Annotated in this window: 23 protein-coding genes and 1 pseudogene; 6 read left to right on the top strand and 18 right to left on the bottom strand. The window is 75.7% G+C overall.

The features are described from left to right. The 8 genes from ACYVKY_RS03595 to ACYVKY_RS03560 all read right to left on the bottom strand — a co-directional run. Positions 1-592, bottom strand: a 592-nt coding sequence (locus tag ACYVKY_RS03595; protein WP_460433622.1) for a glycoside hydrolase family 3 N-terminal domain-containing protein, incomplete at its 3' end; no start/stop codon positions are given. Between the two features lie 128 nt (positions 593-720). Continuing rightward, positions 721-1554, bottom strand: a complete 834-nt coding sequence (locus ACYVKY_RS03590; protein ID WP_460433621.1) for a DUF4328 domain-containing protein — start codon at positions 1552-1554, stop codon at positions 721-723. A gap of 50 nt (positions 1555-1604) precedes the next feature. Continuing rightward, a complete protein-coding gene (gene rimI / locus ACYVKY_RS03585) occupies positions 1605-2084 on the bottom strand; it encodes a GNAT family protein (RefSeq protein ID WP_460433620.1) in 480 nt (159 codons plus the stop codon). Beyond that, positions 2081-2758 (bottom strand): tRNA (adenosine(37)-N6)-threonylcarbamoyltransferase complex dimerization subunit type 1 TsaB, encoded by a 678-nt coding sequence (gene tsaB / locus ACYVKY_RS03580; protein WP_460433624.1) that lies wholly within the window; start codon positions 2756-2758, stop codon positions 2081-2083. Before tsaB ends, rimI begins: the two co-directional genes overlap by 4 nt. A gap of 5 nt (positions 2759-2763) precedes the next feature. Next, on the bottom strand, positions 2764-3291 hold the full coding sequence (tsaE, locus tag ACYVKY_RS03575; protein WP_460433619.1) for a tRNA (adenosine(37)-N6)-threonylcarbamoyltransferase complex ATPase subunit type 1 TsaE: 528 nt from the start codon (positions 3289-3291) through the stop codon (positions 2764-2766). After that, positions 3288-4457, bottom strand: coding sequence for an alpha/beta fold hydrolase (locus ACYVKY_RS03570; RefSeq protein ID WP_460433618.1), 1170 nt, complete (start codon positions 4455-4457; stop codon positions 3288-3290). The genes tsaE and ACYVKY_RS03570 overlap by 4 nt, the downstream gene beginning before the upstream one ends. Then, entirely contained in the window at positions 4454-5692 is a 1239-nt protein-coding gene (alr, locus tag ACYVKY_RS03565) for an alanine racemase (protein ID WP_460433617.1), read from the bottom strand. Before alr ends, ACYVKY_RS03570 begins: the two co-directional genes overlap by 4 nt. Before the next feature lie 26 nt (positions 5693-5718). Then, entirely contained in the window at positions 5719-6723 is a 1005-nt protein-coding gene (locus ACYVKY_RS03560) for a cyclic nucleotide-binding domain-containing protein (RefSeq protein WP_460433616.1), read from the bottom strand. A 52-nt stretch (positions 6724-6775) separates the two neighbouring features. Here ACYVKY_RS03560 and ACYVKY_RS03555 point away from each other — a divergent pair, with 52 nt between their 5' ends. Genes ACYVKY_RS03555 through ACYVKY_RS03545 form a run of 3 tightly spaced genes read left to right on the top strand, consistent with a single transcriptional unit; the run spans position 6776 to position 11789 of the window. Next, on the top strand, positions 6776-10336 hold the full coding sequence (locus ACYVKY_RS03555) for an ATP-binding protein (RefSeq protein WP_460433615.1): 3561 nt from the start codon (positions 6776-6778) through the stop codon (positions 10334-10336). After that, entirely contained in the window at positions 10333-10959 is a 627-nt protein-coding gene (locus ACYVKY_RS03550; RefSeq protein ID WP_460433614.1) for an alpha/beta hydrolase family protein, read from the top strand. Before ACYVKY_RS03555 ends, ACYVKY_RS03550 begins: the two co-directional genes overlap by 4 nt. Continuing rightward, complete coding sequence (locus ACYVKY_RS03545) at positions 10956-11789, top strand: VOC family protein (protein WP_460433613.1); 834 nt, start codon at positions 10956-10958, stop codon at positions 11787-11789. The genes ACYVKY_RS03550 and ACYVKY_RS03545 overlap by 4 nt, the downstream gene beginning before the upstream one ends. A gap of 6 nt (positions 11790-11795) precedes the next feature. On the opposite strand, the gene ACYVKY_RS03540 is transcribed toward ACYVKY_RS03545, so the two are convergent. Beyond that, positions 11796-12266 carry a VOC family protein gene (locus ACYVKY_RS03540; RefSeq protein ID WP_460433612.1) on the bottom strand — a complete coding sequence of 157 codons (471 nt, stop codon included), beginning with the start codon at positions 12264-12266 and terminating at the stop codon, positions 11796-11798. Between the two features lie 27 nt (positions 12267-12293). On the opposite strand from ACYVKY_RS03540, the gene ACYVKY_RS03535 reads away from it, so the two are divergent. Next, positions 12294-13163: a DUF6597 domain-containing transcriptional factor gene (locus ACYVKY_RS03535; RefSeq protein ID WP_460433611.1), complete on the top strand. Its 870-nt coding sequence runs from the start codon at positions 12294-12296 to the stop codon at positions 13161-13163. A 59-nt stretch (positions 13164-13222) separates the two neighbouring features. Here ACYVKY_RS03535 and ACYVKY_RS03530 read toward each other — a convergent pair whose 3' ends face one another. The 6 genes from ACYVKY_RS03530 to glmS form a co-directional block, all read right to left on the bottom strand. Then, complete coding sequence (locus ACYVKY_RS03530; RefSeq protein WP_460433610.1) at positions 13223-14449, bottom strand: hypothetical protein; 1227 nt, start codon at positions 14447-14449, stop codon at positions 13223-13225. A 235-nt stretch (positions 14450-14684) separates the two neighbouring features. Beyond that, positions 14685-16022, bottom strand: coding sequence for a hypothetical protein (locus tag ACYVKY_RS03525; protein WP_460433609.1), 1338 nt, complete (start codon positions 16020-16022; stop codon positions 14685-14687). A gap of 193 nt (positions 16023-16215) precedes the next feature. Next, the gene (locus ACYVKY_RS03520; protein WP_460433608.1) at positions 16216-17532 is read right to left on the bottom strand and encodes a hypothetical protein; all 1317 of its coding nucleotides are present in this window, start codon (positions 17530-17532) and stop codon (positions 16216-16218) included. A gap of 128 nt (positions 17533-17660) precedes the next feature. Continuing rightward, on the bottom strand, positions 17661-19127 hold the full coding sequence (locus ACYVKY_RS03515) for a bifunctional ADP-dependent NAD(P)H-hydrate dehydratase/NAD(P)H-hydrate epimerase (RefSeq protein ID WP_460433607.1): 1467 nt from the start codon (positions 19125-19127) through the stop codon (positions 17661-17663). Further along, a complete protein-coding gene (locus tag ACYVKY_RS03510; protein WP_460433606.1) occupies positions 19124-19483 on the bottom strand; it encodes a holo-ACP synthase in 360 nt (119 codons plus the stop codon). The genes ACYVKY_RS03515 and ACYVKY_RS03510 overlap by 4 nt, the downstream gene beginning before the upstream one ends. 1 nt (position 19484) lies before the next feature. Beyond that, positions 19485-21359 (bottom strand): glutamine--fructose-6-phosphate transaminase (isomerizing), encoded by a 1875-nt coding sequence (gene glmS, locus ACYVKY_RS03505; protein WP_460433605.1) that lies wholly within the window; start codon positions 21357-21359, stop codon positions 19485-19487. 169 nt (positions 21360-21528) lie between these two features. Here glmS and coaA point away from each other — a divergent pair, with 169 nt between their 5' ends. Then, entirely contained in the window at positions 21529-22470 is a 942-nt protein-coding gene (gene coaA, locus ACYVKY_RS03500; protein ID WP_460433623.1) for a type I pantothenate kinase, read from the top strand. Positions 22471-22556: 86 nt separating this feature from the next. On the opposite strand, the gene glmM is transcribed toward coaA, so the two are convergent. The 3 genes from glmM to rplM all read right to left on the bottom strand — a co-directional run bounded on the left by glmM (position 22557) and on the right by rplM (position 24999). Further along, positions 22557-23909, bottom strand: a complete 1353-nt coding sequence (gene glmM, locus ACYVKY_RS03495; protein ID WP_460433604.1) for a phosphoglucosamine mutase — start codon at positions 23907-23909, stop codon at positions 22557-22559. A gap of 113 nt (positions 23910-24022) precedes the next feature. Beyond that, positions 24023-24514 (bottom strand): 30S ribosomal protein S9, encoded by a 492-nt coding sequence (gene rpsI / locus ACYVKY_RS03490; protein WP_460433603.1) that lies wholly within the window; start codon positions 24512-24514, stop codon positions 24023-24025. 41 nt (positions 24515-24555) lie between these two features. Beyond that, positions 24556-24999 carry a large ribosomal subunit protein uL13 gene (rplM, locus tag ACYVKY_RS03485; protein ID WP_460433602.1) on the bottom strand — a complete coding sequence of 148 codons (444 nt, stop codon included), beginning with the start codon at positions 24997-24999 and terminating at the stop codon, positions 24556-24558. 191 nt (positions 25000-25190) lie between these two features. On the opposite strand from rplM, the pseudogene ACYVKY_RS03480 reads away from it, so the two are divergent. Next, positions 25191-26383: pseudogene (locus tag ACYVKY_RS03480) on the top strand (hypothetical protein); the annotation flags it as partial.

Genomic DNA, 26383 nt, shown 5'->3' with positions numbered 1-26383 from the left:
CCCGCTCGGCCAGCAGCTGGACGTGCGGCGCGGCCTCGCGCACCGCGGCGGCGACGGCCTCGACCTCGCGCTCGCGGCCGCCCACGAGCGCGGCGCCCGCGGACATGAACGTCGGGAAGTCAGCCGCCACAGGGCTCTTCAGCCGCGCGACGAGCCCGCCCTCCTGGTCGACCGACACCACCGCCGGCCAGTCGCGACCGTCCTCGCGAGCCGCCTGCTGCACCGACTCGGCGCTCGCGCGCACCTGCTCGGCGTCGACCACGTTGTCGCCCATCACGATCACCCCCGCGGCGTGCAGCTCGCGCACCAGCGCGGCAGGCGCCTGCGGGTCGGTGCCGTCGTAGCGCGGGACGAGCACCCCGCCGGCGAGCTGCTCCGGCGTCCAGGCCGCGACGGTCCCGCGCGCGGCGGCCAGCTCGTCCTCGGTCGGCCCCCACGGCAGGGCGGACGGCGTCGGGCTCGGCCCGGAGGTCGCGGCCCCGGACGTCGACGACGTCGAGGACGACGCGGTGGGAGCGGGGTCGCCGCCACCGCAGGCCGACAGCAGCACGGCGGCCGCGCACAGCAGCGGCACGAGGGGGCGTCGGGTCATGCCCAGCACCCTACGGACGGCGCGAGGCACGGCGACGCCCCTCCCCCTCGCGCAGAGTGTGAGTCCCACGCGCGACACGCCCGGCGTGTCGTGCGCGGCACTCACACTCGGCGGGTGGAGTGCGCGCGTCAGCGGACGCGGGCCTCCTGGTCGCGCGCGACCGTGGTGACCACGAGGCACCAGAGCACGAACGACACCGTGAGCAGGAGCGCGCTCGCGGACTCGAGCGGGCCCAGCATGCCGATCGTTCTCGGGTCGACGGTGCCGTCGAACCCGATCAGCCGGCTCGCCGAGTTCTGCAGGCCCTGGCCGAGCAGCCAGGTCGCCCACCACCACCCGAGGAGCGCGCCGGCACCGGGCCGGCCCGCGCGCAGGACGTCGCGCACGACCTGGAACGGGAACCAGAGCGCGACCACCGGCACGAGCCAACCCGCCCAGATCCAGCCCCGGGCGCGGGTCGGCTGGTGCGGCGTCATCGCCTCCGAGTTGGCGCGGGCCCGCACCAGCCAGCAGCAGGTGAGGACGTAGGCGGCGAGCATGGCCGGGAACAGCAGCAGCCCGGCCGTGTCGTAGCCGGTGAGGACGTCGACGGCGCTGCCGCCCGCCAGCGTGGCGTCGCGGTACTGCTCGGCGGCCGAGAACGCGGTCAGGGCACGGAGCAGGACGGCCAGCAGGAACACCCCCGCCAGCACCAGCGCGGCGACCGCGAGGCCCCGGGACGGCCGGACCGGTGCGCCGTAGGAGCCCGGCGGCGCACCGTAGGGGCCGTACCCCTGCTGCGCGTACGGGTTCGCGGCCGGCGTGCCGTAGGGCTGGGTGGAGGGCTGGGCGTAGGGCTGGGCGTAGGGCGGCGCCTGGCCGTACCCGCCCTGCTGGCCGTACCCGCCCTGCTGCCCCCACGGCCCGGGCGGCGGCTGCGGCACCCCGGGCTGCTGGCCGGGCGCCTGCCACGGTGACGACACGTCGATCCCCCCTCGTCCGCGACGCTGACCCGTCAACGGTAGGGGACCGGTCAGCCCGCCGGAGGCCGTTCCGCGGAGCCGGTGAGGCGCAGCCGCATGACGTGCGCGTCGACGTCGCCGGGCTGGTAGTACCTGCGCCGCACCCCGATCCGCTCGAACCCGGTGCGCTCGTACAGGGTCCGCGCGGCCACGTTGTCGGCCCGCACCTCGAGCAGGACGGCGGCGGCGCCGCGCCGCGCGGCCTCGGCGACGAGGGCGTCGAGCAGCACCCGGCCGACCCCGGTGCCCTGCGCCGACGGCGCGACGGCGACGGTCTGCACGTCGGCCTCGGCCCCGGACGCGGCGAGCCCGGCGTACCCGACCACCTCGCCGGCGCGCTCGGCCAGCACGTACCAGCGTCCCGGCGCGGCGAGCTCGGCCCAGAAGGTCTCGGGCGACCAGGTGTCCGGGTCGAACAGCTGCTCCTCGAGGGCGTGCACGGCCGGCACGTCCCACCAGCGCAGCGGGCGCAGCGCCGGGGCGGTGCTCACGCCCGCGGTCCGCCCAGCACGCTCTTCGGCGCCCCGGGCTCGGTGGCGTCCGGTCGGCGCAGGTACAGCGGCGCGGTCGACGACAGGTCGGCACCGGCGGCGAGCAGCCGGACGACCACCGACGCGAGCGCGCCCGCGTCCGGGTCGAGCGGCCCGTCCGCCACGGCCGGCAGCACGTCCGGGTGCACCGCGGCACCGCGGCCGACGACGGGGTCGCCGTCGAGGGGCACGTCGGCGGGGAGGGCGACCTGCGGCTCGCCGACCGGGACGGCGACGCCGTCCTCGGACTGGTAGCGGCCCCAGTAGACCTCGCGGCGACGCGCGTCGGTCGCCACGACGAACGTCGCGCCCCCGGCGACGACGGCGTCGTCGACGGCCTGCTGGGCGAGGGCGTCGAGGCTGCAGACCCCGTGCACCGGCACGCCGAGGGCGAGCGCGAGGGTGCGCGCGGTGACCAGCCCCACCCGCAGGCCGGTGAACGGCCCGGGCCCGCGACCGACGGCGACCGCCGTGACGTCGCGGCGCGTGGCACCGGCCTCGCGCAGCACCGTGTCGACCATCGGGACGAGCAGCTCGGCGTGGCGGCGCGGGTCGTGCGCGAGGGCGGAGCCGACCACGTCGGTGCCGTCGTGCAGGGCGACCGCCACCGCCGCGGACGTGTCGAGCGCGAGCAGCACGGTCACGCACCTCCTCGGGCGACCTCGGCGAGATCGACTGCGGCCCAACGGTCGCCGACACCACGGAGGGTGACCTCGCGCGGCTCGTCGCCCGGGTCGGCGAGGTCGGTCGACGTGCCGGCGTCGTCGCCCTCGGCACGGGTGAGCAGCACCTCGAGCCGGTCGGTCACCAGGTCCTCGACCAGCCCGGTCCCCCACTCCACCAGGGTGACCGACGCGTCCAGGGCCGACTCCAGGTCGAGCGTCTCGAGCTCGACGCGGCCGTCGAGCCGGTACGCGTCGACGTGCACGAGGGTGGGCCCGTCGCCCCGCGGAGGGTGCTCGCGCGCCAGCACGAAGGTCGGCGAGGTGACGCGGCCCTCGACGTCGAGACCCGCGCCGATGCCGGACGCCAGGGTGGTCTTGCCGGCGCCGAGCGGGCCGGTGAGGAGCACCAGGTCGCCCGCGCGCAGCACCTCGGCCAGCCGCCGTCCGAGCGCGCGCATCGCGTCGGCGTCGGGCACGTCGTCGCGCACCTCGACGGCGCTCACGGCTGGGGCCGGGTGCGCCGGCTGCGCGGCGCGCGGGTGCGGGTGGTCCGCGCCCGCGCCACCTTGCGCGGCTGCCGCGCCCGCAGCGGGGCGGCCGAGCCGTCGCTGGCGAGCCGCTCGCGCACCCGGTGCAGCAGCGCCACCAGGTGCGGGGTGACCACCTCGGGGTGCTCGAGCATGACCAGGTGCCCGCCGTCGCGGACGACGGCGAAGTCGGCCTTCGGCAGCGCCGAGGCGATGACCTCGCTGTGCTCGGTCGGGATCATCAGGTCGTGGTCGCCGGTGAGCACCAGGCACTCCAGCCCGGACAGCGACGACAGCACCTCGCGCTTGTCGTGCCCGTCGAACTGCGGCAGGAAGTCGGAGACCACCTCGATGCGGGTGGACGCGATGATGCGCGCGGTGAAGTCGAGCAGCTCCGCGCTCACCGGGCTCGCGTACGACCAGCGCTTGACGACGACCTCCTCGAGGTCGCTGCCGATGCGGCGGGTGCGCTCGACCAGGCCCGGACTGCGCGACAGCAGGCGCAGCGCCCGGGGGGCCACCTTGCGCAGCGCGGTACCGAAGCGGTGCAGGCCGAGGTCGACGTCGGCCAGGCCGCCCGCGCTGGTCGACACGAAGGCCACGCCCACCACGCGCTCCTCGAACAGCCGGGGGTTGCGCGCCGCGAGCGACATCACGGTCATGCCGCCCATCGAGTGCCCGACCAGCACCAGCGGCCCGGTGGGCGCGGTCGCGTCGACGACCGCCTGCAGGTCGGCGCCGACCTGGTCGATGGTGGCCGACCCCTCCGGCCCGCGCTCGGAGCGCCCGTGGCCGCGCTGGTCCCACCAGACGGTGCGCACCCGGCCCTGCAGCGCGAGCCGCTGGTAGTGCCAGCTGTCGAGGCTGAGCGCGTAGCCGTGGCTGAAGACGACGGTGAGGCCGTGCGGGTCGGGCTGCTCCGGTTCGTCGACCTCGACGTGCAGCTGGGTGCCGTCGTCGCTGGTGACCACGACCGGCACCTCGCGCAGCGAGCCCAGGGCCACCTCGTCCTCGTCCTGGGGGAGGCGCCGCAGCACCGGGCGGCCCACGGCGAGCCGCTCGGCGGCGACGCCCGCGACGGCGCCGACCCCGGCTGCCGCCAGACCGATCCCGAGCGTCACCAGCGACGTCCGCCGGCTCACGACGCGTCCCCGTCCGTCACCTTCTCCACGTGCGTCACTGTCCCAGACGGGACGACGTCGGACCCGCCGAGGTAGGTGCGCGGCAGGCGCGGTGAGACGCGCGTCACGACCTCGTAGGCGATCGTGCCGGCGGCCTCCGCCCAGCCCTGGGCGGTCGGGCCGCCGTCCGCGCCGTCACCGAACAGCTCGACGAGGTCGCCGGCCGCCACCCGCGCGGACTCGCCGGGGCCGAGGTCGACGACCACCTGGTCCATGCAGACGCGGCCGGCCACGGTCGTGTCGACGGTCGCGCCGTGCCCGTGCACCCGCACCGGCCCCGCCCCGGAGGCGTGCCGCGGCACGCCGTCGGCGTAGCCGAGCGGGACGAGCCCGAGCGTGGTCGCGGTGGGCGTCGTGTACGCGTGGGCGTACGAGACCCCCTGCCCGGCGGGGACGTCCTTCACCAGCGCGAGGCGCGCGCGCAGCGACATCGCCGGCCGCAGCCCGAGCGCGTCCGCGCCGGCGACCTGCGGCACCGGCGAGACGCCGTACACCGCGATGCCGGGCCGCACCAGGTCGAAGTGGGTTCCCGGCGCGGTGAGGGTGGCCGCCGAGTTCGCCAGGTGCCGCAGCGCGGGCTCGACCCCGCGCCGCCGCGCCGCGGCGAGCGCGTCGCCGAAGACCTCGACCTGGCTGCGGACGGTCGGGTGCTCGGGTTCGTCGGCACGAGCCATGTGCGACCACACCCCGACGACCTCGACCGTCCCGGACGCCTGCGCGGCCGCGGTCGCGACCAGCAGGTCGTCCCAGTCCGCGACGGTGCTGCCGCCGCGCGCGAGGCCGGTGTCGACCTTGAGGTGCACCCGGGCCGTGCGCCCGGTCGCCTCCGCCGCGGCGACGGCGGACGCCAGGGCCCACGGCGCCGACACCGACACGTCGACGTCGGCGGACACCAGGGGCGCCAGGTCGGAGCCGGGCGTCCACAGCCAGCACAGGACGGGCGCGCGCACCCCGGCCGCGCGCAGCTGCAGCGCCTCGACGGCCTGGGCCACGCCCAGCCAGGTGGCGCCGCCCTCGAGCGCCGCCGACGCGCACGGGACGAGCCCGTGGCCGTAGGCGTCGGCCTTGACGACCGCCATCACCTCGGCCGAGCCGGCGGCCTCGCGCAGGGTGGCGACGTTGTGGCGCACGGCGGTCAGGTCGACGCGCACCTCGCCGGGGTGCAGCGGCAGGTCGGTGCGCGCGGTGGTGTCCATGGCGGCCCCAGTGTGCCGCGCCGGGCTCAGGCGTCCTCGCGGCGGTGGTCGTCGGCGAGCACGCGCAGCCGGTCGAGGTCGACCGCGTCGCGCCGCGCCACGGCGACGGCGACCTTGGTCGCGGCGGTCAGGCTCGAGGTGCGGGTGCCGCCCTCGAGGAGCGCCCGCTCCCCCAGCACGGCGCCGGGTCCGACCTGCGCCAGCGCGGTGCCGTCGACCGAGACCTCGAGCACGCCGTCGAGGAGCAGGAACAGCTCGTCGCCCGGCTCGCCCTGGCGCGTCAGCACCTCGCCCGCCTTGAGGCGGCGCACCTCGGGACGCCCGCCGCGCATGATGTCGTGCGACATCTGGCGCTCCAGGTCGCTCTCGGCCTCGACCACCAGCGCCGCGGAGTCCTGCTCGCCCCACGGCGTTCGGGCGCCGAACGAGTCGCGCACCCACCCGGCCTGGTCCGTGACCCCCGTCTTGGCGACCAGGCGCCCGTCGGTGTCGTAGACCCAGTGCCGCGGGAAGCTGCTCGCCCCGGTCAGCTCGACGTCGCTGCTGCCGTCGGCCCGCAGCGTCAGGGCGAGCGTCGACCACACCACGGGGGCCGACCACTGCACCAGCTGGCGGTGCGGCACCGGCCGCGGCAGGGGCGCCCCCGTGCGGCCCCCGACGGTCTGCACGAGGCGCACCTCGGCCGTCCCGATCCCCTCGGGCTCGCGGCGGACGGTCGGCAGCCGGCCGGCGCGGAAGGTCGCCCCCACGGGGCCGACCTGCAGCCGGGTGACGCCGATGCGCAGCCCGGACGAGTCGTCGAACCCGGCCGCCACGACCACGCCGTCCTCGACGTCGGCCCAGCCGGCCAGCACGTTCGCGAACCGGAAGAGGTCGGCGTCGCGCAGGCGCTCGACGTCGCCCGGCCCGAGCCGGTCGGGCGGCGGGGGGTCGTAGTGGGTCAGACCGGTCTCGAACCCCGCGCGCAGCGGGCCCGTGACGATCTCGGACGGGATCCACGACATCGACGTCGCCGTCGCCTGCAGCCGCATGGCCGTATCGAACCAGACCACGAGACCGCCCGGGGCCCTTACGGTGTCGCTCATGGGCGACGGCGGCGCGGCGGTCGGGGGCCGGTCGGCCCTGGCCGAGCTCGACGCGGCCATCGAGGCGCTGCGCGCGCAGGCGCCGGTGCTGGGAGAGTCCGTCGTCGCCACCGCCCTCGGACCCCTGCTCGAGCGGCGCGCGGCCCTGCAGGCGTCCGCCGCCGGCGAGCAGCGCCGGCTCGTCACCGTGCTGTTCGCCGACCTCGTCGGGTTCACGGTGCTGTCCAGGCGGCTCGACGCCGAGGACACCCGCGAGGTGGTGAACGCCGTCTTCGCCCGGTGGCAGCGGGTGATCGAGGAGCACGGCGGCGTGGTCGAGAAGTTCATCGGCGACGCGGTGATGGCGGTCTTCGGGCTGCGAACCTCCCGCGAGGACGACGCCGTGCGGGCCGTGCGGGCCGGGCTGGCGCTGGTGGAGTCGCTGCGCGAGCCCGCCGAGGAGGTCGAGCGGCGCTTCGGCGAGCGGCTGCGGATGCGCGTGGGCGTCGACACCGGGGACGTCGTGGTCAGCACCCTCGGCGAGCGGGCGGGGCACGAGTTCGTGGCGGTCGGGCCCACCGTGAACCGCGCCAGCCGGCTCCAGGGCGAGGCCCCGCCGGACATGGTGCTCATCGGCGAGGACACCCGGCGGCTGGTGCGCGGGGTGTTCGGCCTCGAGCCCCGTCCGGGACTGCGGCTGAAGGGGATCGACGACCCCGTGGACGCGTGGGTCGTGCTCGCCGAGCGCCCCCGCTCGTTCGAGCTGGAGCGCGCCGTCGGCGTCGGCGGCGTCGAGACGAGCACGGTCGGCCGCGACATCGAGCTGCTCGCCCTGCAGGAGCACCTCGCCGACGTCGTCGAGGAGTCGTCGTGGCGCATCACGACCGTCGTCGGCGACGCGGGGGTCGGCAAGTCGCGGCTGCTGCTCGAGCTCGACGCCTGGCTCCAGGAGCGGCCCGACCCCGTCTGGTGGTTCCGGGGTCGCGCCTCGCCGTCCGGGCAGAACCGACCGCACGCCCTGCTGCGCGACGCGGTCACCACCCGCTTCGGCATCGGCGCGAGCGACCCGCCCGCGGCCGTGATCACCCGGCTCGAGGAGGGGTTCGCGGCCGCGTTCGGCGACTCGCCGCGCACGCGGTCCGACGCGCGCGTGGTCGCGCGCTGGCTCGGGTTCGAGGGCGTCGCCGGGGACGACGTGCCCGCCGACCCGCAGGCGCTGCGCGACCGGGCCAGCGAGCTGCTGGCGCGGTACCTCGAGCGGTTGACCCGGCGGGCGCCGGCGGTGGTGCTCTTCGAGGACCTGCACTGGGCCGACGACGCCTCCCTCACCTGGCTGGACGCGGCCGACGGCGTGCTCGCGGACGCACCGGTGCTGGTCGTCGCCACCGCCCGACCGACGCTGCTCGAGGCGCGTCCGCACTGGGGTGAAGGACTCACGCACCACGCCCGCCTGACGCTGGAACCGTTGTCGCGCAGGGAGAGCCGCCTGCTGCTCGGTCAGCTGCTGCAGCACGTGCACGAGGTGCCGCGCGAGCTCGTCGACCTCGTCGTCGACGGTGCCGAGGGCAACCCGTTCTACATCGAGGAGCTCGTCACCTGGCTGGTCGACGCGGGCGTCGTCGTGCGCGGGGACGGCGAGTGGGACGTGCGCGTCGACCGCATCGGTCAGGTGCGCGTGCCCTCGACGCTCAAGGGAGTGCTGCAGTCCCGCCTCGACGCGCTCGAGGTCTCCGAACGCGCTGTGCTGCAACGCGCGTCGGTGGTCGGACGCGTCTTCTGGGACAGCGCGGTCGAGCACCTCGGTGACGACGGCGCACCGGTCGGCGACGCGCTCGAGCGGTTGCGCGACCGCGAGCTCGTGCACCAGCGCGGCAGCTCGGCCTTCGGCTCCGCCCAGGAGTTCTCGTTCAAGCACGCGCTGCTGCGCGACGTCGCCTACGACGGCATGCTCCGTGCGCACCGACGCGGGTACCACGCCCTGGCCGCGGCCTGGCTGGTGGAGGTGACCGAACGGCACGGCCGGGTCGACGAGTTCGCCGCGGTGATCGCCGAGCACACCGACCGCGCGGGCGACGCCGGCGCCGCGCGCTGGTACCTGCGCGCGGGTGTCCGCGCCGCCTCGGTCTACGCTAGCGAGGAGGCCGTCCGCCTGCTCGAGCGCGGCCTCGCGATCGCGAGCGAGGACGACGCGGACCTGCGGTTCGACCTGCTGGCCGAGCTCGAGCGGGTCGACGAGCGGCGCGGTGAGCGCGACCGGCAGGCGACCGCGCTGGAGACGATGTCCCCGCTGCTGCAGCACGTCTCGGAGCCGAGGAGGGTGCGGCACGCGCTGGCGCAGGCGCGCCTGGCCTTCGACACCAGCCGCTACGACGACGCCGTCCGCTGGTCGCAGGACGCCGTGCGCCGCGCCGGCGCGCTCGACGACGCCGAGGCGGCCGCGCGCGGGCACCTGTGGGCCGGCAAGGCGTTCACCTGGTCGGACGCGCAGGACCGCGCGGCCGCCGAGCTCGACGCCGCGCTCGACCTCGCGGTGCGGCACCGGCTGCCCGCCGTCGAGGCCGAGACCTACCGCTACCTGTCGATGCTCGCCGGCAACCGCGGCGAGTACGAGGTCTCGCTCGCGCACGGCGGCCGCTCGCGCGAGCTGTTCGCCGCGCTGGGCGACGCCGAGGGCGAGGGCACCGCGCTCGGGCAGCTGGCCACCACCTACTACCTGCTCGGACGCCTCCGCGACGCCCGGGCCGCGCTCGAGCGGGCCAGGCCCGTCTTCGCCGACTCGGGCCACCGCTACCGCGAGGCGATCGTGCTGGGGAACCTCGCCACGATCGCCGCGGGGCAGGGCGAGCTCGCCGTCGCGCTCGACTGGGTGCGCGACGCCATCGTCCTCACCCGCCGGCTGGGCGACCGGGAGGCGTACGCCACCAACCTGGTGATCCTCGGCGAGATGGAGATGGCGCTCGGGCGGTACGACGACGCCGACGCCCACGCGCGCGAGGGCGTCGCCGTCGCGGACCCGTTCGCCCTGCACGGCATCGTCGCGACAGGACTCGCGACGCGCGCCTGGGCGGCGTCCGAGCGGGGCGAGCACGACGACGCGGCGGGCCTGGCCGCGGCCTCGGTCGAGCGGGCGCGGCAGGCGTCCGGGCGCGAGCTCGGGTTCGCGCTGCTCGTCGACGGCGTCGTCCGGGTGGCGCGCGGCGACCACGCGGGCGCGCTCGAGGCGTTCACCGGCTCCGAGCGCGAGCTCGCCGCCCTCGGCGTCCAGGGCCTGGTGCTCGAGGCGACCGCCGGGCGGGCGACGGCGCTGCTCGCCACCGGCCGCGCCGACGAGGCGCTCGCGGTCGTCGAGGGGCTGCTCCCCCACCTCACCGACGAGGGGCTCGAGGGGTCCGAGGCCGACGACGTGCCGCTGGCCTGCTGGACGGTGCTGGCGGCCGGCGGCGACCCGCTCGCGGAGCAGGTCCGCGAGACGGGGCGCGGCCTGGTGCGCCGGCGCGCCGCGCTCATCGGCGACGACGCGCTGGCGGCCGAGTTCCTCGCCCGGCCGGCCGCGGCCGCCCTGCTCGGGACGACGTCGTGAGCGGCGTGGTCGAGGTCCCGACGCCGCACGGGCCCGCACGGCTGCACCACCACGCGGTCTCCCACCCGCGCGCGACCCTGGTGCTCGGCCACTCCGCGAGCGGCGGGGTGCACGACCCGGCCCTGTTGGCCGCCGTGCGCGGGGCGGCGGAGGCCGAGGTCGCGGCCGTCCTGGTCGAGCAGCCGTACCGCGTCGCCGGGCGCCGGATGCCCGCGCCGGCGGGTCAGGTCGACGCGGCGCTGCTGGCGGTGCTCGCGCACCTGCGGTCGACGTCCGACCTGCCGCTGGTGACCGGGGGGCGCTCCTTCGGCGGCCGCGTCGCCTGCCGCACCTCGCTGCGCACCGACGTGACCGGCGTGCTGTGCCTGGCCTTCCCGCTGCTGCCCGCCGGCGCCGCACCGGAGAAGACCCGGCTGCCCGAGCTCGACGCGGTGCAGGTGCCGGTGCTGGTGCTGCAGGGCGATCGCGACCCGTTCGGCTGCCCCCCGCAGGCGGTCGGGCGCGCGCTGGTGCTGCTCGCCGCCGACCACTCCCTGCGGACGGCGCTGCCGCAGGTCGAGGAGGCCGTCCGCGCCTGGCTGGAGGTGCTGCTGTCGGACCGTGGTGGCACGGTCGGGGCATGACGACCACCCCGCGTACCTACCCGGCCGGCGTCCCGTCGTGGGTCGACCTCGAGCAGCCCGACCCGCAGGCGGCCGCGGCGTTCTACGGCGGCCTGCTCGGCTGGTCGTTCACCCGCGCGACCCCACCCGACGCGCCGGTCACCTACCTGGTGGCCGGGCTCGACGGCCAGGACGTCGCCGGCGTCGGCAGCCCCGGCCCCACCGGTCGGGGGTGGAACACCTACGTGGCCGTCGACGACGCCGAGCAGGCCTGCCGTCGCTGGGAGGCGGCCGGCGGCCGGGTCGTCCAGGAGCCGCAGGCGGCGGGCGAGGGCGGGGTGAACGCGGTGTGCGTCGACCCGTCCGGGCACGAGCTGCGGCTGTGGCAGGCCCGGCGCCGCCTCGGCGCCCAGCTCACCAACGCGCCGGGCGCCTGGAACTTCAGCGACCTGCACACCACCGACGTCGAGGCGTCCACGGCGTTCTACGGCGAGGTGTTCGGCTGGGAGGTCGAGGACCTCGGGTTCGCGCTGATGGTGCGGCGTCCCGGGTACGGCGACCACCTGGCCGCCACCGTCGACCCCGGCATCCACGACCGGCAGGCGGCCATCAGCGCGCCGCCCGGGTTCGCCGACTCGATCGCCTGGCTGTTGCGGGTCGACGACCCGGCCGCCGCCGGCTGGAAGGTCACGTTCACCGTCGACGACCGCGACGCCGTGGCGGCCCTGGTCCCGGGTCTCGGCGGCGAGGTGCTCGGCACAGACGACACCGACTGGACGCGGACGGCTCTGGTGCGCGACCCCCAGGGCGCCACCTGCACGCTGAGCGAGTTCACCCCGCCCGGCGGCTGACCCGAGTCAGGTCTGCGTCTCGGCCCACTCCGCGAGGCGCCGCTCGGCGACGTCGTCCGGCACGTCCTCGACCCGCGTCATCACCGCCCAGCGGTGGCCGAACGGGTCGAGCAGCGAGGCGAACCGGTCGCCGGTGACGAACGTCGACGGCTCCTCGCGCACCGTGGCGCCGTGCTGCACCGCGAGCGCGAAGGTGGCGTCGACGTCCGGCACGTAGATGCAGGTCGAACCGCTCACGGCGTCCCCGCCGTCCGGCGCGACCAGGCCCATGCCGGGCAGCGGGTCCGACAGCTGCAGCCGGCCGGTGCCGAGGTCGAGCTCGGCGTGCATGACGGTCCCGTCCGGGCCGTCCATGACGCCCAGGGTGGTGGCGCCGAACACGCGCTCGTAGAACGCGATCGCCTCCCGCGCGGGCGAGCAGACGAGGAAGGGGGTCAGGGTGGTGTAGCCGTCGGGACGGCCGTCGGTGATCGCCATGCCACCGATCCTGCCTACGCTCGGGTCGTGGGGTCTTGGACGAACGCGACACCGGCCGCCGTGCGCACGGCGAGCACCAAGGGCGTGCTGCGCCCGGCCGAGACGGCCGCGCAGGCCCACCTGCGTCGCGAGCACGCCGTCGACCCCCGCCTCGAGCCGTACGTCGAGCGGTACTGGACCGTCGAGTGGGACCGCCGCGGCCAGGAGCCGTTCCGCTCCGAGGTGCTGAGCCACCCGTGCGTGAACCTGTCGGTCGAGTCCGGCACCGGGCCCCACCACGGCCACGCCCTCCCGGCCGCGCTGCTGCACGGCGTCGTCACCCGGCGGTTCGCGATCGACCTCACCGGCACCGGTCGGGTCGTCGCAGCGAAGTTCCGGCCCGGCGGCTTCACCGCGCTGACGGGGCACCGCGTCGCGCCCGACGCCGTGGTCCCGCTCGCCGCGGCCTGGGGTGCCGGCGCCGCCACTCTGCTGCGCGAGGTGCTGGCGGCACCCGACCTCGTCACCGGCACCCAGGTGCTCGACGCGTCCCTCGCTGCGCGGGTGGAGCACGACCCCGACCCGGGCTACCTGCAGCTGCTCGAGGTGGTCGCCGCCGTGCTGGCCGACCGCACCCTGGTGCGGGTCGACGACGTCGCCGGGCGCACGGGCACCTCGGTGCGCACGCTGCAGCGGCTGTTCCACCGGTTCGTCGGCGTCGGGCCGAAGCGGGTGCTCCAGCGGTACCGCCTGCAGGACGCCGCGGACCTCATCGACGCCGGTGAGGTCGACGACCTCGCCTCGCTCGCAACCGATCTCGGCTGGTTCGACCAGGCCCACTTCAGCCGCGACTTCCGCGACGCCGTCGGCGCGACGCCCTCGGCCTACCTGGCCCGCGCGCGCGAGCAGGCGGGTTGACGACGAGGGCCGGGCCCGGCAGCGCGTGCTGCCGGACCCGGCCCGGTCGGAGGAGGGCGTCAGCTGAAGTAGCCCTGCACGTCGACAGCCACCCTGACCATCCCCGTCGCGTTGTAGACGTGGAAACCGCTGCCCGAGGTCGACACCACCGTCGAGTTGGAGCGGTTCTGGTACGGCGCCACGTTGACGGTGGACGCGGCGGGCTTGCCGGCGGTGGGCGAGACCCCGATCCAGGTCGGGTAGCTCGGGTAGTGCCCGAGCACGTTCGCGACGACCGCGACAGCGCCCGGGGTCACCTGGCCGGTCGGCACGGGGACGGACCAGCCGGCGCCGACCTCGCGGTAGTCGAGCACGCGGGTCGGCGTCGTGACCGTGAACCGGTACCCGTCGGCGTCGATCTGCCCGTCGTACCAGCCGAGGACGTCGGCGATCACCCCGGTCCCGCCGGACGACGCGAACACGGTGATCCACGGCTGCCCCTGCGCGTCCCGGGTCACGGGCACGATCGCGTGGTTCGACGCCGGCCAGCCGCGGCGGTAGTTCACGGTGGAGGTGGGCGGCATGGCGCCCTGCCCGCTCCAGGCGGTCAGCCAGCCGGACGTCGTGGACTGGGCGGTGAGGCTGACCGACACCGCCGTGATGCTGGCGTCCATGCCCGGGGCGCCCACGGGCACCCGCCGCGCCTCGCCCGCGGCCCACGGCTGCACGGTGCCGCGGGAGTCGTAGGAGCGGTGGGGCGCCGGCACCGGGTGGAAGCCGCCGCCGACGACGGCGCCGCCGGCGGGGGCGTAGTAGCCCACGACGTCGGCGAGCAGGTGCAGCGTGCCGGAGCCGTTGTACAGGTTGACCCTGCCGTCGGCGCCGAGCGGCAGCGTGACGAGGTTGGCAGCGGTCTCGCCGGCGACGACGTTCAGCTGCGACGCGTTCGGCACCGTCGTCCCGGTGGGCCAGACGGTGACCCAGGTGTTCGCGACGGCGTCGACGCCGGTGACGTTGAGCACGACGGCCTCGACGCCCGTCGCGGGCACTCCGCCGCGACCCGCGACCTGCAGCGTGCTCGTGATCTGCTGCCCGAGACGGCCGGGGGCCGACGCGCCGACGCCGGACCTGGTGTCGAGGATGCGCGCGCCGGGGAGCGGCACGAAGGTGCCGTTGGCGTCGACGGCGGCGGCGGCGCGGTCCGTGGCGGGTGCGGCGGACGTCGCCGGTGCGGCGGTGGCGGCGCCGAGCGGCGCCAGGACGATCGCGGTCAGGGCCGCCGCGGTGGCGGCGAGACGGTGCCTCATGCTGTTCCCCCATGCTGGTGTCGGACGCCCGGGTCGGGCGATGAGCCCGATCGTGGCGCAGGAACCACTGACCCGCAACGGTTTCCGGGCGCCGCCCGGCGCTCCCGAAGATCGTTGCGGCGCCGTGTCACGACCGTGACCGAACCGTTCGCGCCCGGGTGCGACCGAGGCCGGGCCCCGCGCGTGCAGCGCGGGACCCGGCCCCGGTCGGAGTGCCCCCGCAGGGGGCGCGGCGTCAGTGGAAGTAGCCGAAGACGTCCGCGATGACGTGCGTGCTGCCCGTCGCGTTGTAGACGTAGAACCCGGTACCCGACACCGGCGCGTGCGTCAGGTTCGGACGGTTCTCACCGGGCACCAGGTTCAGCGTCGACGAGCCGGGCTTGGTCGACGTCGCCGCGACGCCGAGCCAGGTGTCGCGCGTCGGGGAGACGCCCGTGACGTTCGCGACGACGCTCACCGCACCCGGGGCGACGGCGGCGGTCGGCACGAAGGCCGAGCTGCTGCCGGCCACCGGACCGTGGTTGTTCAGCCGGGTGTCGAGCGCGCGGTTCGGCTGCACCGCGGTGAAGGTGGCACCGCTCGCGTTCCAGTCGTACCAGCCGACGACGTCGAAGAACACGTGCGTGTGACCGCACGAGTTGTAGACGTTGATGCGCGGGTAGTCGTCGATCTCGTCGTAGATCACGGGGACGATCGCCAGGTTCGGGGTCGCCCGGCCCGCCAGGAAGTTGACGGTGGAGGTGGTGGGGCGGGCGCCGTAGTTGCCCCAGACGCTGAGGTAGCCGTTGCAGTTCGACAGCGCCGTGACGTTCACCGCGACGGCGTCGACCAGCTCGGGGTCCATCGACGGGGTCGGCACGGGCACGTTCGAGATCTCGCCCGCCACCCACGGCAGCGCGTCCACCCGCGAGTCGTACGACCGGAACGGCGTGGTCTCCGGGTGGTAGCCGCCGCCGGTGCTGCCGGACGCGTTCGAGTAGTAGCCGACGACGTCCGCGAGCAGGTGGGTGTGGCCGTTGGCGTTGCGCAGGTTGACCTTGCCGTCCGCGCCGACGGCGACGGTGACGAGGTTGGCGCGGGTCTCGCCGGCGTTGACGTTGAGGTTCGACGTCTTCGGCTCGGTCCCGCCGCTCGGCCAGGCGGTGATCCAGGTGCCGGCGGTCGGGCCGACGGCGGTGAGGTTCATGACGACGGCGGAGACGCCCGACGACGGGACGTTGCCGCGACCGCCGACCTGCAGCGCGATGGCGCCCTTGGGCCAGAGCATGACCGGCGAGCCGTTGCCGTTGCGGGTGTCGAGCAGCCGGACGCTGCTCGACAGGGCCTGGTAGGTGCCGTCGGGACCGGCCGCGGCGGTGCGGTCGGCCTGCGCGTCCGCCGCGGCCTTGCCGGCGCGGACCTTCGCGTTCGACGCGTCGAGCTCGGAGAACGGGATCCGCTCGCCCTGGGTGGGGGCGGCGGCCGTGGGGGTACCGCTCGGGGCGGCACCGGAGGCGAGGGCCGGCGCGCTGCAGAGCGGCGCGATCACGGCGGCGGACAGGGCGGCCGCGGCTGCGGCACGACGGAGCTTCATGCGGAGGGGTCCCCCTGGGTCGACACGAACGGCGCCCGGGTGAGGCGCCGTGCCACGAGCATGACGGCGCTTCTGCACCGCTGCACCGCTTTTCGCACCGTTTCCCCCGTCCGGACGCGAGCGGGCCGGGCCCGGCAGCGAGGCTGCCGGACCCGGCCCGGGTCGAGCGGTGCGGTCCGGTGGACCGCGTCGATCAGCTGAAGTAGCCGAACACGTCCGCGATCACGTTGGTGCTGCCGACCGCGTTGTACACGTAGAAGCCGGAGGCACCCGCGGGAGCGTGGGTGAGGTTCGGACGGGTCTCGCCCGGCACCAGGTTCAGCGTCGAGGCGGCCGGCTTGGTGGCGGTGGAGTTCACACCCACCCAGGTGTTGCCGGTCGGCGACACACCCGTGACGTTCGCGACCACGGCGACGGCGCCGGGGGCGACCGAGGCCGTGGGCGCCAGGCGCGTCGAGCTCGCGGTCAGCGGCCCGCCGCTGAGGCGGGTGTCGAGCGCGCGGGTCGGGGCGACCGGGGTGAACAGGAAGCTCTCCGCGGTGGCGGACCCGTCGTACCAGCCGACGACGTCGATCAGGACGTCGGTGGTACCCGCCGAGTTGAAGATCTTGATCATCGGGTACCCGTCCTCGTCGAACGCGACGGGCACGACGGCGAGGTTGGGCGTCGCCCGGCCACCGACGAAGTTCACCGTCGAGGCGTTCGGGCGGGCGCCACCGCCGTAGACGGTGAGGTAGCCGCCGGTGCTCGGCAGCGCCGTGATGTTCACCGCCACCGCGCGGACCGACGGGTCCATGGTGTCGCTGAGGGTGTAGACGAACGCGTCCTCGCCGGGCGCCCACGCCTCCTCGAACTGGCGCGAGTCGTAGGCGCGGTACGGGCTCGGCTCCGGGTGGTAGCCGCCGCCGGCCACGCCGGACGCGTTCGAGTAGTAGCCGACGACGTCGGCCAGCAGGTGCGTGTACCCGTTCGCGTTGCGGAAGTTGACCTTGCCGTCGCCACCGACGGCCACCGTCACCAGGTTGGCGCGGTTCTCGCCGGCGTTGATGTTGAGGTTCGAGGTCCTCGGCTCGGTCCCGCCGTTGGGCCACGCGGTGATCCAGGTGCCGGCGCTCGGGCCGACGGCGGTGACGTTCAGCACCACGGCCGACACGCCGGACGACGGGACGCCGCCCCGGCCACCGATCTGCACCGAGATCGCACCCTGCGGCCACAGCATCACCGGGGCGCCGTTGCCGTTGCGGGTGTCGAGCAGGCGGACGCTCGGGAGCGGGTTGTAGGTGCCGTCCGGGACGGCAGCCGCCGTGCGGCCGGCGTCGGCCGCGGCGTCGGGCGCGACGGTCGTCGCGGTCGCGGCCTTGCCGTGGGCTCCGCGGGTCGCGGCGTCGGCGAAGGTTGGTGCGGCGGCGCCGCTGGGCGCGGGCCACCAGGCGAGCGCCGGCGCGCTGCAGAGCGGCGCGATGACGGCGGCGGACAGGGCGGCCGCGGCTGCGGCACGTCGGAGGTTCATGCGGAGTGGCCCCTCGGGGTCAGGAGGAACGGCGCCAGGGTCGGACGCCGCGCGGACAGGATGACCTGTGACGCCCCGTCCCGTCCCGGTTTTCGCAGCACTGCTCGGGTTCGCCCCGGCGCGGGCGGTCAGCGAGGTACGAGCAGCTCGCGCAGCGTCGCGGGGATCGCGTCGAGCACCGCACCCGCGCTCACCGGGCCGCCGCCCGACGCGGTCCACCCGGCCCGGCCGTGCACGAGCGCCCCGAGCGCGCCGGCCTCCGACGGGTCGAGGCCGGCGGCGAGCAGCGTGCCGACGACGCCGGACAGCACGTCGCCCGACCCTGCCGTCGCCAGCCACGCGGGCCCGTCGGCCTGGGAGAGCACGGGCCCGTCCGGCGGCACGACCAGCGTGACCGCACCCTTGAGCAGCACGGTCGCTCCCGTCCGCTCGGCGGCCCGGCGCGCGTGCGCGAGCGGGTCGTCCTCGACGGCGGCGCGGTCGGTGTCGTGGCCCAGGTCGGTCAGCAGGCGGGCGAGCTCGCCGGCGTGCGGGGTCAGCAGCAGCGGAGCGCGGACGGCGTCGTCGCGCAGCAGGTCGGGCAGCAGCCCGAGCGCGCCGGCGTCGACCAGGCACGGCTCCTCGCCCGCGACCGCCGCGCGCACGTGCTCGGCCTGGCCGGCGTCGTCGGGGTCGACGCCCGGGCCGAGCACCCACGCCTGCACCCGACCGGGTCCCGGGACGACCTCCGGCCAGCGGGCGCGCACCAGGTCGGTCGCCGCGCCCGGCCCGAGGTAGCGCACCATCCCGGCTCCTGAGCGCACGGCTGCACCTGTCGCGAGGACGGCCGCGCCCGTGTAGGTCGCACCACCCGCGACGACGCCCACGACGCCGCGGGAGTACTTGTCGTCGTCGGAGCGGGCGTGCGGCCACAGGTGGGCGACGTCGTCCGGCTCCATCCGCTTGACCACGATGTCGCCGAGGACGTCGAGACCGATGTCGACGACGCGCAGCTCGCCGGACGCCGCCTCGCCGGGTGGGAGCACCGTCGCCGGCTTCACCGCGCCGAAGGTCACCGTGACGTCGGCGACGACGTGCGGACCGCTCGTCGCGCCCGTGTCCGGGGCGACGCCGCTGGGGAGGTCGACGGCGACCACCCGCGAGCCGTCGAGGACGTCGGCGAGCTCGGCGGCGCGGCCGCGCAGCCCCGGCCGCCCGCCGATCCCGAGCAGGCCGTCGACCACCACGTCCGCACGCCCCACCGCGTCCGCGACGTCGTCGAGCGGCGCAGCGACGTCGACCACCCGCCCTCCTGCGGTCCGCAGAGCCGCCAGCCCCTGGGCGTGCACCGACTCGCTCGTGAGCACCGCGGTCACCTGCACGCCCCGCCGCACGAGCCGCGCCCCCGCCCAGAGCGCGTCGCCGCCGTTCGAACCCGGCCCGACGAGCAGCACCACCCGGCGCCCGTAGACGCCGCCCGCGTGCTCGCACAGCTCGCGGACGAGCTCGGCGGCCAGCCCGGCCGCGGCCCTCTGCATCAGCGCGCCGTCCGGCAGAGCCGCCATCGCGCGCTCCTCGGCCGCCCGGACGTCCGCGACCGAGTAGGCGTCGATCACGAGGGGTCCCGCTCGGCCACCACGACGGCGGACGCGATGCCCGCGTCGTGCGACAGCGACAGGTGGAACCGGTCGACGCCGAGCTCGGCGGCGCGCGCGGCCACCGTCCCGGTGACGTCGAGCACCGGCTGCCCGCCGGGCAGGCGGCGCACCGTCGCGTCCGTCCAGACCAGCCCGACCGGGGCGCCGAGCGCCTTCGCGACCGCCTCCTTGGCGGCGAACCGGGCCGCGAGCGAGGCGGGCGCGAGCCCGCGCTCGGTCTCGGTGAACAGCCGGGTGAGCAGGCCGGGGACGCGCTCGACCTGGCGCGTGAACCGGGCGACGTCGACGACGTCGATGCCCACCCCGACGATCACCTCACTCGACCGTGACCGACTTGGCGAGGTTGCGCGGCTGGTCGACGTCGAGCCCCTTGGCGCCGGCCAGCTCGCAGGCGAACACCTGCAGCGGGACGACGGTGAGCAGCGGCATCAGCAGCGGCGGGCACTGCGGCACCCGGATCACCTCGTCGGCGAACGGCTCGACGGCGGTGTCGCCCTCCTCGGCGATGACCAGCGTGCGGGCCCCGCGGGCGCGGATCTCCTGGATGTTCGAGACGACCTTGCTGTGCAGCGAGTCCTCGCCGCGCGGCGACGGCACCACGACGAACACCGGCTGCCCGGGCTCGATCAGCGCGATCGGTCCGTGCTTGAGCTCGCCCGCGGCGAACCCCTCGGCGTGGATGTAGGCGAGCTCCTTCAGCTTGAGCGCGCCCTCGAGCGCCACCGGGAACCCGACGTGCCGGCCGAGGAACAGCACCGAGCGGGTGTCGGCCATCCAGCGGGCGATCTCGCGGACGTGGTCGAGCCCGTCGAGCACGGTCTGGATCTTGTCCGGCATCGCGTGCAGCTCGCGCAGCACCTCGGGCACCGCCTCGGCGCGCGAGCCGCCCCGCAGCTCGGCGAGGTACAGGCCGAGCAGGTAGCAGGCGGTGATCTGGGCGAGGAACGCCTTGGTCGAGGCGACGGCGATCTCCGGCCCGGCGTGGGTGTAGAGCGCGGCGTCGCTCTCGCGCGGGATCGACGACCCGTGCGTGTTGCAGATCGACACCACCGTCGCGCCCTGCTCGCGGGCGTACCGGACGGCCATCAGGGTGTCCATCGTCTCGCCCGACTGCGAGATGGCGACGACGAGCGTGCGCGGGCCCACGATCGGGTCGCGGTACCGGAACTCGTGCGCCAGCTCGACCTCGACCGGGATGCGGGCCCAGTGCTCGATCGCGTACTTCGCGACGTGCCCGGCGTAGGCCGCCGTGCCGCAGGCGAGGACGACGACCCGGTCGGCGTCACGCAGCACCGACTCGTCGATGCGCAGCTCGTCGAGCACCAGCCGCCCGGTCTCGTCGGTGCGGCCGAGGAGCGTGTCGGCGACCGCGTGCGGCTGGTCGTGGATCTCCTTGGCCATGAAGTTCGGGAAGCCGCCCTTCTCGGCGGCGGCGGCGTCCCAGTCGACGTGGAACGCCTTGCCCTGCACCGGGTTGCCCTCGAAGTCCGTGACCTCGACGGAGTCCGGCGTGATGGTGGCGATCTGGTCCTGGCCGAGCTCGAGCGCGTCGCGGGTGTGCGAGATGAACGCGGCGACGTCGGACCCGAGGAAGTTCTCGCCGTCGCCGAGACCCACCACGAGCGGGGAGTTGCGGCGCGCGCCGACCACGGTGCCCGGCGCGTCGGCGTGCACCGCGAGCAGCGTGAACGCCCCCTCGAGGTCGTTGCACACCCGCCGCATCGCCTCGGTGAGGTCGCCCGTCTCCTCGTAGGCGGCGGCGACCAGGTGCGCCACCACCTCGGTGTCGGTCTCGGACGTGAACTCGACGCCCTGCGCGAGCAGCCCGGCCTTGAGCGCGGCGAAGTTCTCGATGATGCCGTTGTGGATCAGCGCGAGCCGACCGTCGCCGCCCAGGTGCGGGTGCGCGTTCGGGTCGGTCGGGCCGCCGTGGGTGGCCCAGCGGGTGTGGCCGATGCCGGTGAGCGACTCGGGCAGCGGCGCCGCCTCGATCTCGCCGATCAGGTTGGCGAGCTTGCCCGCCTTCTTGCGGGTCACGACCTCGTCGTCGGCGACCAGCGCCACCCCCGCCGAGTCGTACCCGCGGTACTCCAGCCGGCCGAGCCCCTCCAGCACGACGTCGAGCGCCCCGCCGTGCTCGGCGGAGGCTCCCGCCCCGGCCCGGCCCACGTATCCCACGATCCCGCACACCCGGTCGAGCGTAGTCGTCGCGGCGCCGCCGACCCGACCGACGGGCCCTGCGGGTGCCCGCGGCGTCCGCACGGCATGATGGGCGACCGTGTGGTCCCCCGCGCCGGAGCAGGACGATCGTGGGCCCGGCGCGCCCGGGCGTCCCGAGACCGGACCCGACACCGTCGGCCTGCCGCTGGCCGCCACGCCCTACGTCGAGCTCGACCGGCCGCACTGGGCCGAGCTGGCGCAGGCCACCCCGCTCCCCCTCACCGAGGACGACGTGCGCCGCCTCCAGGGCCTCGGCGAGCGGGTCGACCTGCGCGAGGTGCAGGAGGTCTACCTGCCGCTGTCGCGCCTGCTGAACCTGTACGTGAAGGCGCAGGCGGGGCTGCACACCGCCCGCACGACGTTCCTCGGCGAGGGCCCGGCGCGCACACCGTTCGTGATCGGGGTCGCCGGCTCGGTCGCCGTCGGCAAGTCGACGACCTCGCGCATCCTGCGCGAGATGCTCGCCCGCTGGCCCGACACCCCGCGCGTCGAGCTGGTCACCACCGACGGCTTCCTGTACCCCAACGCCGAGCTCGAGCGGCGAGGACTGCTGCAGCGCAAGGGTTTCCCTGAGTCCTACGACCGCCGTGCCCTGCTGCGCTTCGTCACCGCCGTGAAGTCCGGCGTCGCCGAGGTGCGGGCGCCGCTGTACTCGCACCTCACCTACGACATCGTCCCCGGCGCCGACGTCGTCGTCCGGCGCCCGGACGTGCTCGTGGTCGAGGGCCTGAACGTGCTGCAGCCCGCGCGTCCCCGCCAGGACGGCCGGCAGGGGCTCGCGGTGAGCGACTTCTTCGACTTCTCGATCTACGTCGACGCCCGCACCTCGCACGTGCGCGAGTGGTACGTCGAGCGGTTCCTGCGCCTGCGCGAGACCTCGTTCTCGCGCCCGGAGTCGTACTTCCGCCGCTACGCGGACCTGTCGGACACCGACGCACGCGCCCGCGCCGAGCAGATCTGGCACGACATCAACGAGCGCAACCTGGTCGAGAACGTGCTGCCCACCCGGCCGCGGGCACACCTGGTGCTGCGCAAGGACCGCGACCACTCGGTGCGCCAGGTCCGGCTGCGCAAGATCTGACTCTGCGAGGCGAGCACCCACTTCACGGGCCCCGCACGCCCCGTTCGGTGTGCGGCCACCAACTGGACGTGGTGGACGAACAGGGGTCAGCGCGCGAGGCGGGTGCGCACCACCTCGGCGAGCTCGGCGGCGACCAGGTCGGCCTCGTCCTGCGCGGCGGCCTCGACCATGACGCGCACCAGCGGCTCGGTGCCGGACGGGCGCAGCAGCACGCGGCCGGTGCGGCCGAGCCGCTCCTCGGCGGCGCTGACCGCCGCTGCCACCTCGGGGTCGTCGCCGGCACGGGCCTTGTCGACGTCCTCGACGTTGACCAGCACCTGCGGCAGCCGCTGCACCTGACCCGCGAGCGCGGCCAGGTCGGTGCCCTGCTCGGCGACCCGGGCCAGCAGGTGCAGCGCGGTGAGCACGCCGTCGCCGGTGGTGGCGAAGTCGGTCAGCAGCACGTGGCCGGACTGCTCGCCGCCGAGCGTGTACCCGCCGCGGCGCATCTCCTCGAGCACGTACCGGTCGCCCACGGCGGTCTGGACGGTGCGGATGCCGGCCTCGTCCATCGCGAGCCGCAGGCCGAGGTTGCTCATCACGGTGGTGACGAGGGTGTCGTGGGCGAGCCGGCCCTGCTCGTGCAGCGACCGGGCCAGCACGCCCATGATCTGGTCGCCGTCGACGACGCGCCCCGCGCCGTCGACCGCGAGGCACCGGTCGGCGTCGCCGTCGAACGCGACGCCGGCGTGCGCGCCGTGCTCGACGACGGCGGTTCGCAGCGGCTCGAGGTGGGTGGAGCCGTACCCGTCGTTGATGTTCAGGCCGTCGGGGTCGGCGCCGATCACCACGACCTCGGCGCCGGCCTCGCGCAGCGCCCGCGGACCGACCGCGCTGGCGGCGCCGTGGGCGCAGTCGACCACGACGCGCAGGCCGTCGAGCCGGCGGCCGTCGAGGGTCGAGACCAGGTGCGCGACGTACTCGTCGGCACCGGTGCCGGCGCCGCGGTTGACCCGGCCCACGGCGGCACCGGTCGGACGCTGCCAGGGCTCGCGCATGCGGGCCTCGATCTGGTCCTCGATGCCGTCGTCGAGCTTGTGGCCACCCGCGGCGAAGAACTTGATGCCGTTGTCGGGCATGGCGTTGTGGGACGCGCTCAGCATCACGCCGAGGTCGGCCCCGCGGGCGGCCACCAGGTGGGCCACGGCGGGCGTGGGCAGCACGCCGACGTCCTCGACGTCGACGCCGGCGCTCGCCAGCCCGGCCGACACGGCGGCCGACAGGAACTCCCCCGAGGCGCGCGGGTCGCGGCCGACGAGGGCGGTCGGGCGGTGGCCCTCGAACTCGCCCACCTCACCCAGCACGTGCGCGGCGGCGACCGACAGGTCGAGCGCCAGCTCGGCCGTGACGTCGACGTTGGCCAGACCCCGGACCCCGTCGGTCCCGAACAGTCGTCCCACTGCGCTCCTCCGTTCTCGTGCACCCTCGTGCACCACCAGACCCCCGGACGCGGAACGGCCCCGGGAACACTACTCCCGGGGCCGTTCTCGGACGCCTCGTCAGCGCCCGACGATCAGCGCTTGCTGTACTGCGGGGCCTTGCGGGCCTTCTTCAGGCCGGCCTTCTTGCGCTCCTTGACCCGCGCGTCGCGGGTCAGGAACCCGGCCTTCTTCAGGCCGGCGCGGTTGGCCTCCTCGTCGATCCCGTTCAGGGCGCGGGCGATGCCGAGGCGCAGGGCGCCGGCCTGGCCCGAGGGGCCACCGCCGTTGATGCGGGCGATGACGTCGAAGCGGCCCTGGAGCTCGAGCAGGGTGAACGGGTCGTTCACGGCCTGCTGGTGCACCTTGTTCGGGAAGTAGTCGGCGAGCTCGCGGCCGTTGACCGTGAACTTGCCGGTGCCCGGGACGAGGCGCACGCGCGCCACGGCCTGCTTGCGGCGGCCGGTGGCACCGCCGGGGGCGGTGATCGACGTGCCGGCGCCCTGGGCGCCCGGCGTCGCGGTGGTGTAGCTGCTGGGGGCGTCGTCGACGTCGACGTCCTGCTCGTGCACGGTGGGCTCGGCCACGGTTCTCCTCGTCCTTGCTTCCTGGCTGTGGGGCGCGTGGCTTACTGCGCGACCTGGGTGATCTGGAACGACTCGGGCTGCTGCGCGGCGTGCGGGTGCTCGGGACCCGCGTAGACCTTCAGCTTGCGCAGCATCTGCCGGCCGAGGCTGTTCTTGGGGAGCATGCCCCGCACGGCCTTCTCGACGGCGCGGGTGGGGTTCTCCTCGAGCAGCTGGGTGTAGCCGGTCGCCTTGAGACCGCCCGGGTAGCCCGAGTGGCGGTAGGCGATCTTCTGCTCGCGCTTGCTGCCGGTGAGGGCGACCTTGCCGGCGTTCACGATGATGACGAAGTCACCGGTGTCGACGTGGGGGGCGAAGATCGGCTTGTGCTTGCCCCGCAGGAGCGCGGCGGTCTGGCTGGCGAGCCGACCGAGCACGACGTCCTCGGCGTCGATGACGTGCCACCGGCGATCGACGTCGCCGGGCTTCGGGGTGTACGTACGCACAGTCGTGGCCTTCGTCTCCGTGAGGGATGTCGGGTGTCGCCGCCGCGGCCCGGCCACCCGAGGGCGTGCCAGATCGACGCAACGGATCGACACGCCAGGGTACCTGCGCGGCTCGCACGCGGTCAAAACGGCCCGGGCCGGCACGGCCCGGCTCCTGTACCCGCGGTGCCGTCGCCGACCATACTGCGCCCGTGCCGTCCGGCCTGGCGCTCGTCCTGCGCGGTCTGTGGTGGCGTCGGGGGACGTCCGCGGCGCTGCTCGTCGCCAGCGCGCTCGCCGTGGCCGGCGCCGCCGCCGGACCGCTCTGGGGCCGGGCCGCCCAGGACTCGCTGCTCGCCCGCACGCTCGACGAGGCGCCCGTCAGCGGCCTCGGCCTGGTGCTGAGCGACAGCGTGCCCTCGCTGGACGCCTCGCCGATCGGCCTGCCGCCGCCGGCCCCCACGGTCGTCGCGGGCTCCCTGCGCACGGCGAGCACGCTGCCCCCGGGGCTGCACGAGCGGCTGGACGAACCCACCACGGTGGTCGTCACCGCGCGCCGGCTCCAGCTCCGCCTCCCGCCGCCGCCGGCGCAGGAGGGGCAGGAGCCGCCGCCGGCCGTGCCCGCCTCGTCCCTGCCGCTCGGCGCGCTGCTGTGGCGCGAGGGGGCCTGCGAGCAGGTCGAGCTGCTCGAGGGCGCGTGCCCGGCGAGCACGACCGAGCTGCTGCTGTCGGACCGGTCCGCGGCCGAGGTCGGCGTCGTGGCCGGCGGCCGGGTGCTGCTCCCCGAGCTCGAGGACGAGCCGCCGCTGCCCGGCACCGCCGACCCGTTCCCCACCACCTACACGGTGAGCGGGGTGTACCGGGCGTCGTCGCTCGACACCGCGAGCCGGTTCTGGTTCGACGAGGACGTCACCGAGTACGCCCCGGAGACCACCTTCGGGAGGGAGACGCTGCCGGCCCGGCTCGACGCGGTGCTGGTCACCCGCGACCTCGTGGCGACCGTCCGCGTGCCCGGCACCACGGTGCGGGTGGAGCGCGCGCTGCGCCCGGGGGCGGTGCCACTCGACGACGTCGCGGGCGTGCGCCGCGACCTCGCCGAGGCGGTGCGCGACAAGGAGGGCACGCTCGGCGACGTCACCGTGCGGGCCCGGGTGCTCGACACCCTCGACGGCACCGTGGCGGGGCGCCGGCTCGTCGCGAGCACGGCGCAGCTGGTCGGGCTGCAGGTCGTGCTCGTCGGCTGGTTCGTGCTGTTCGCCCTGGTCGGCGTGGTGCTCGCCACGCGCGACGGCGAGCTGGCGCTCGCCAAGCTGCGCGGGGTGCGCGGCCCCGAGCTGCTGCGGCAGGCGCTCGCCGAGCCGGTCGCGCTGGTCCTGCTCGCCGTCCCCCTCGGCGTCGCCGCCGC

This window comes from Angustibacter speluncae, assembly GCF_054777815.1.
The sequence above is the reverse complement of the archived record's forward strand: the minus strand, read 5'-3'. Positions and strand labels throughout refer to the sequence as shown.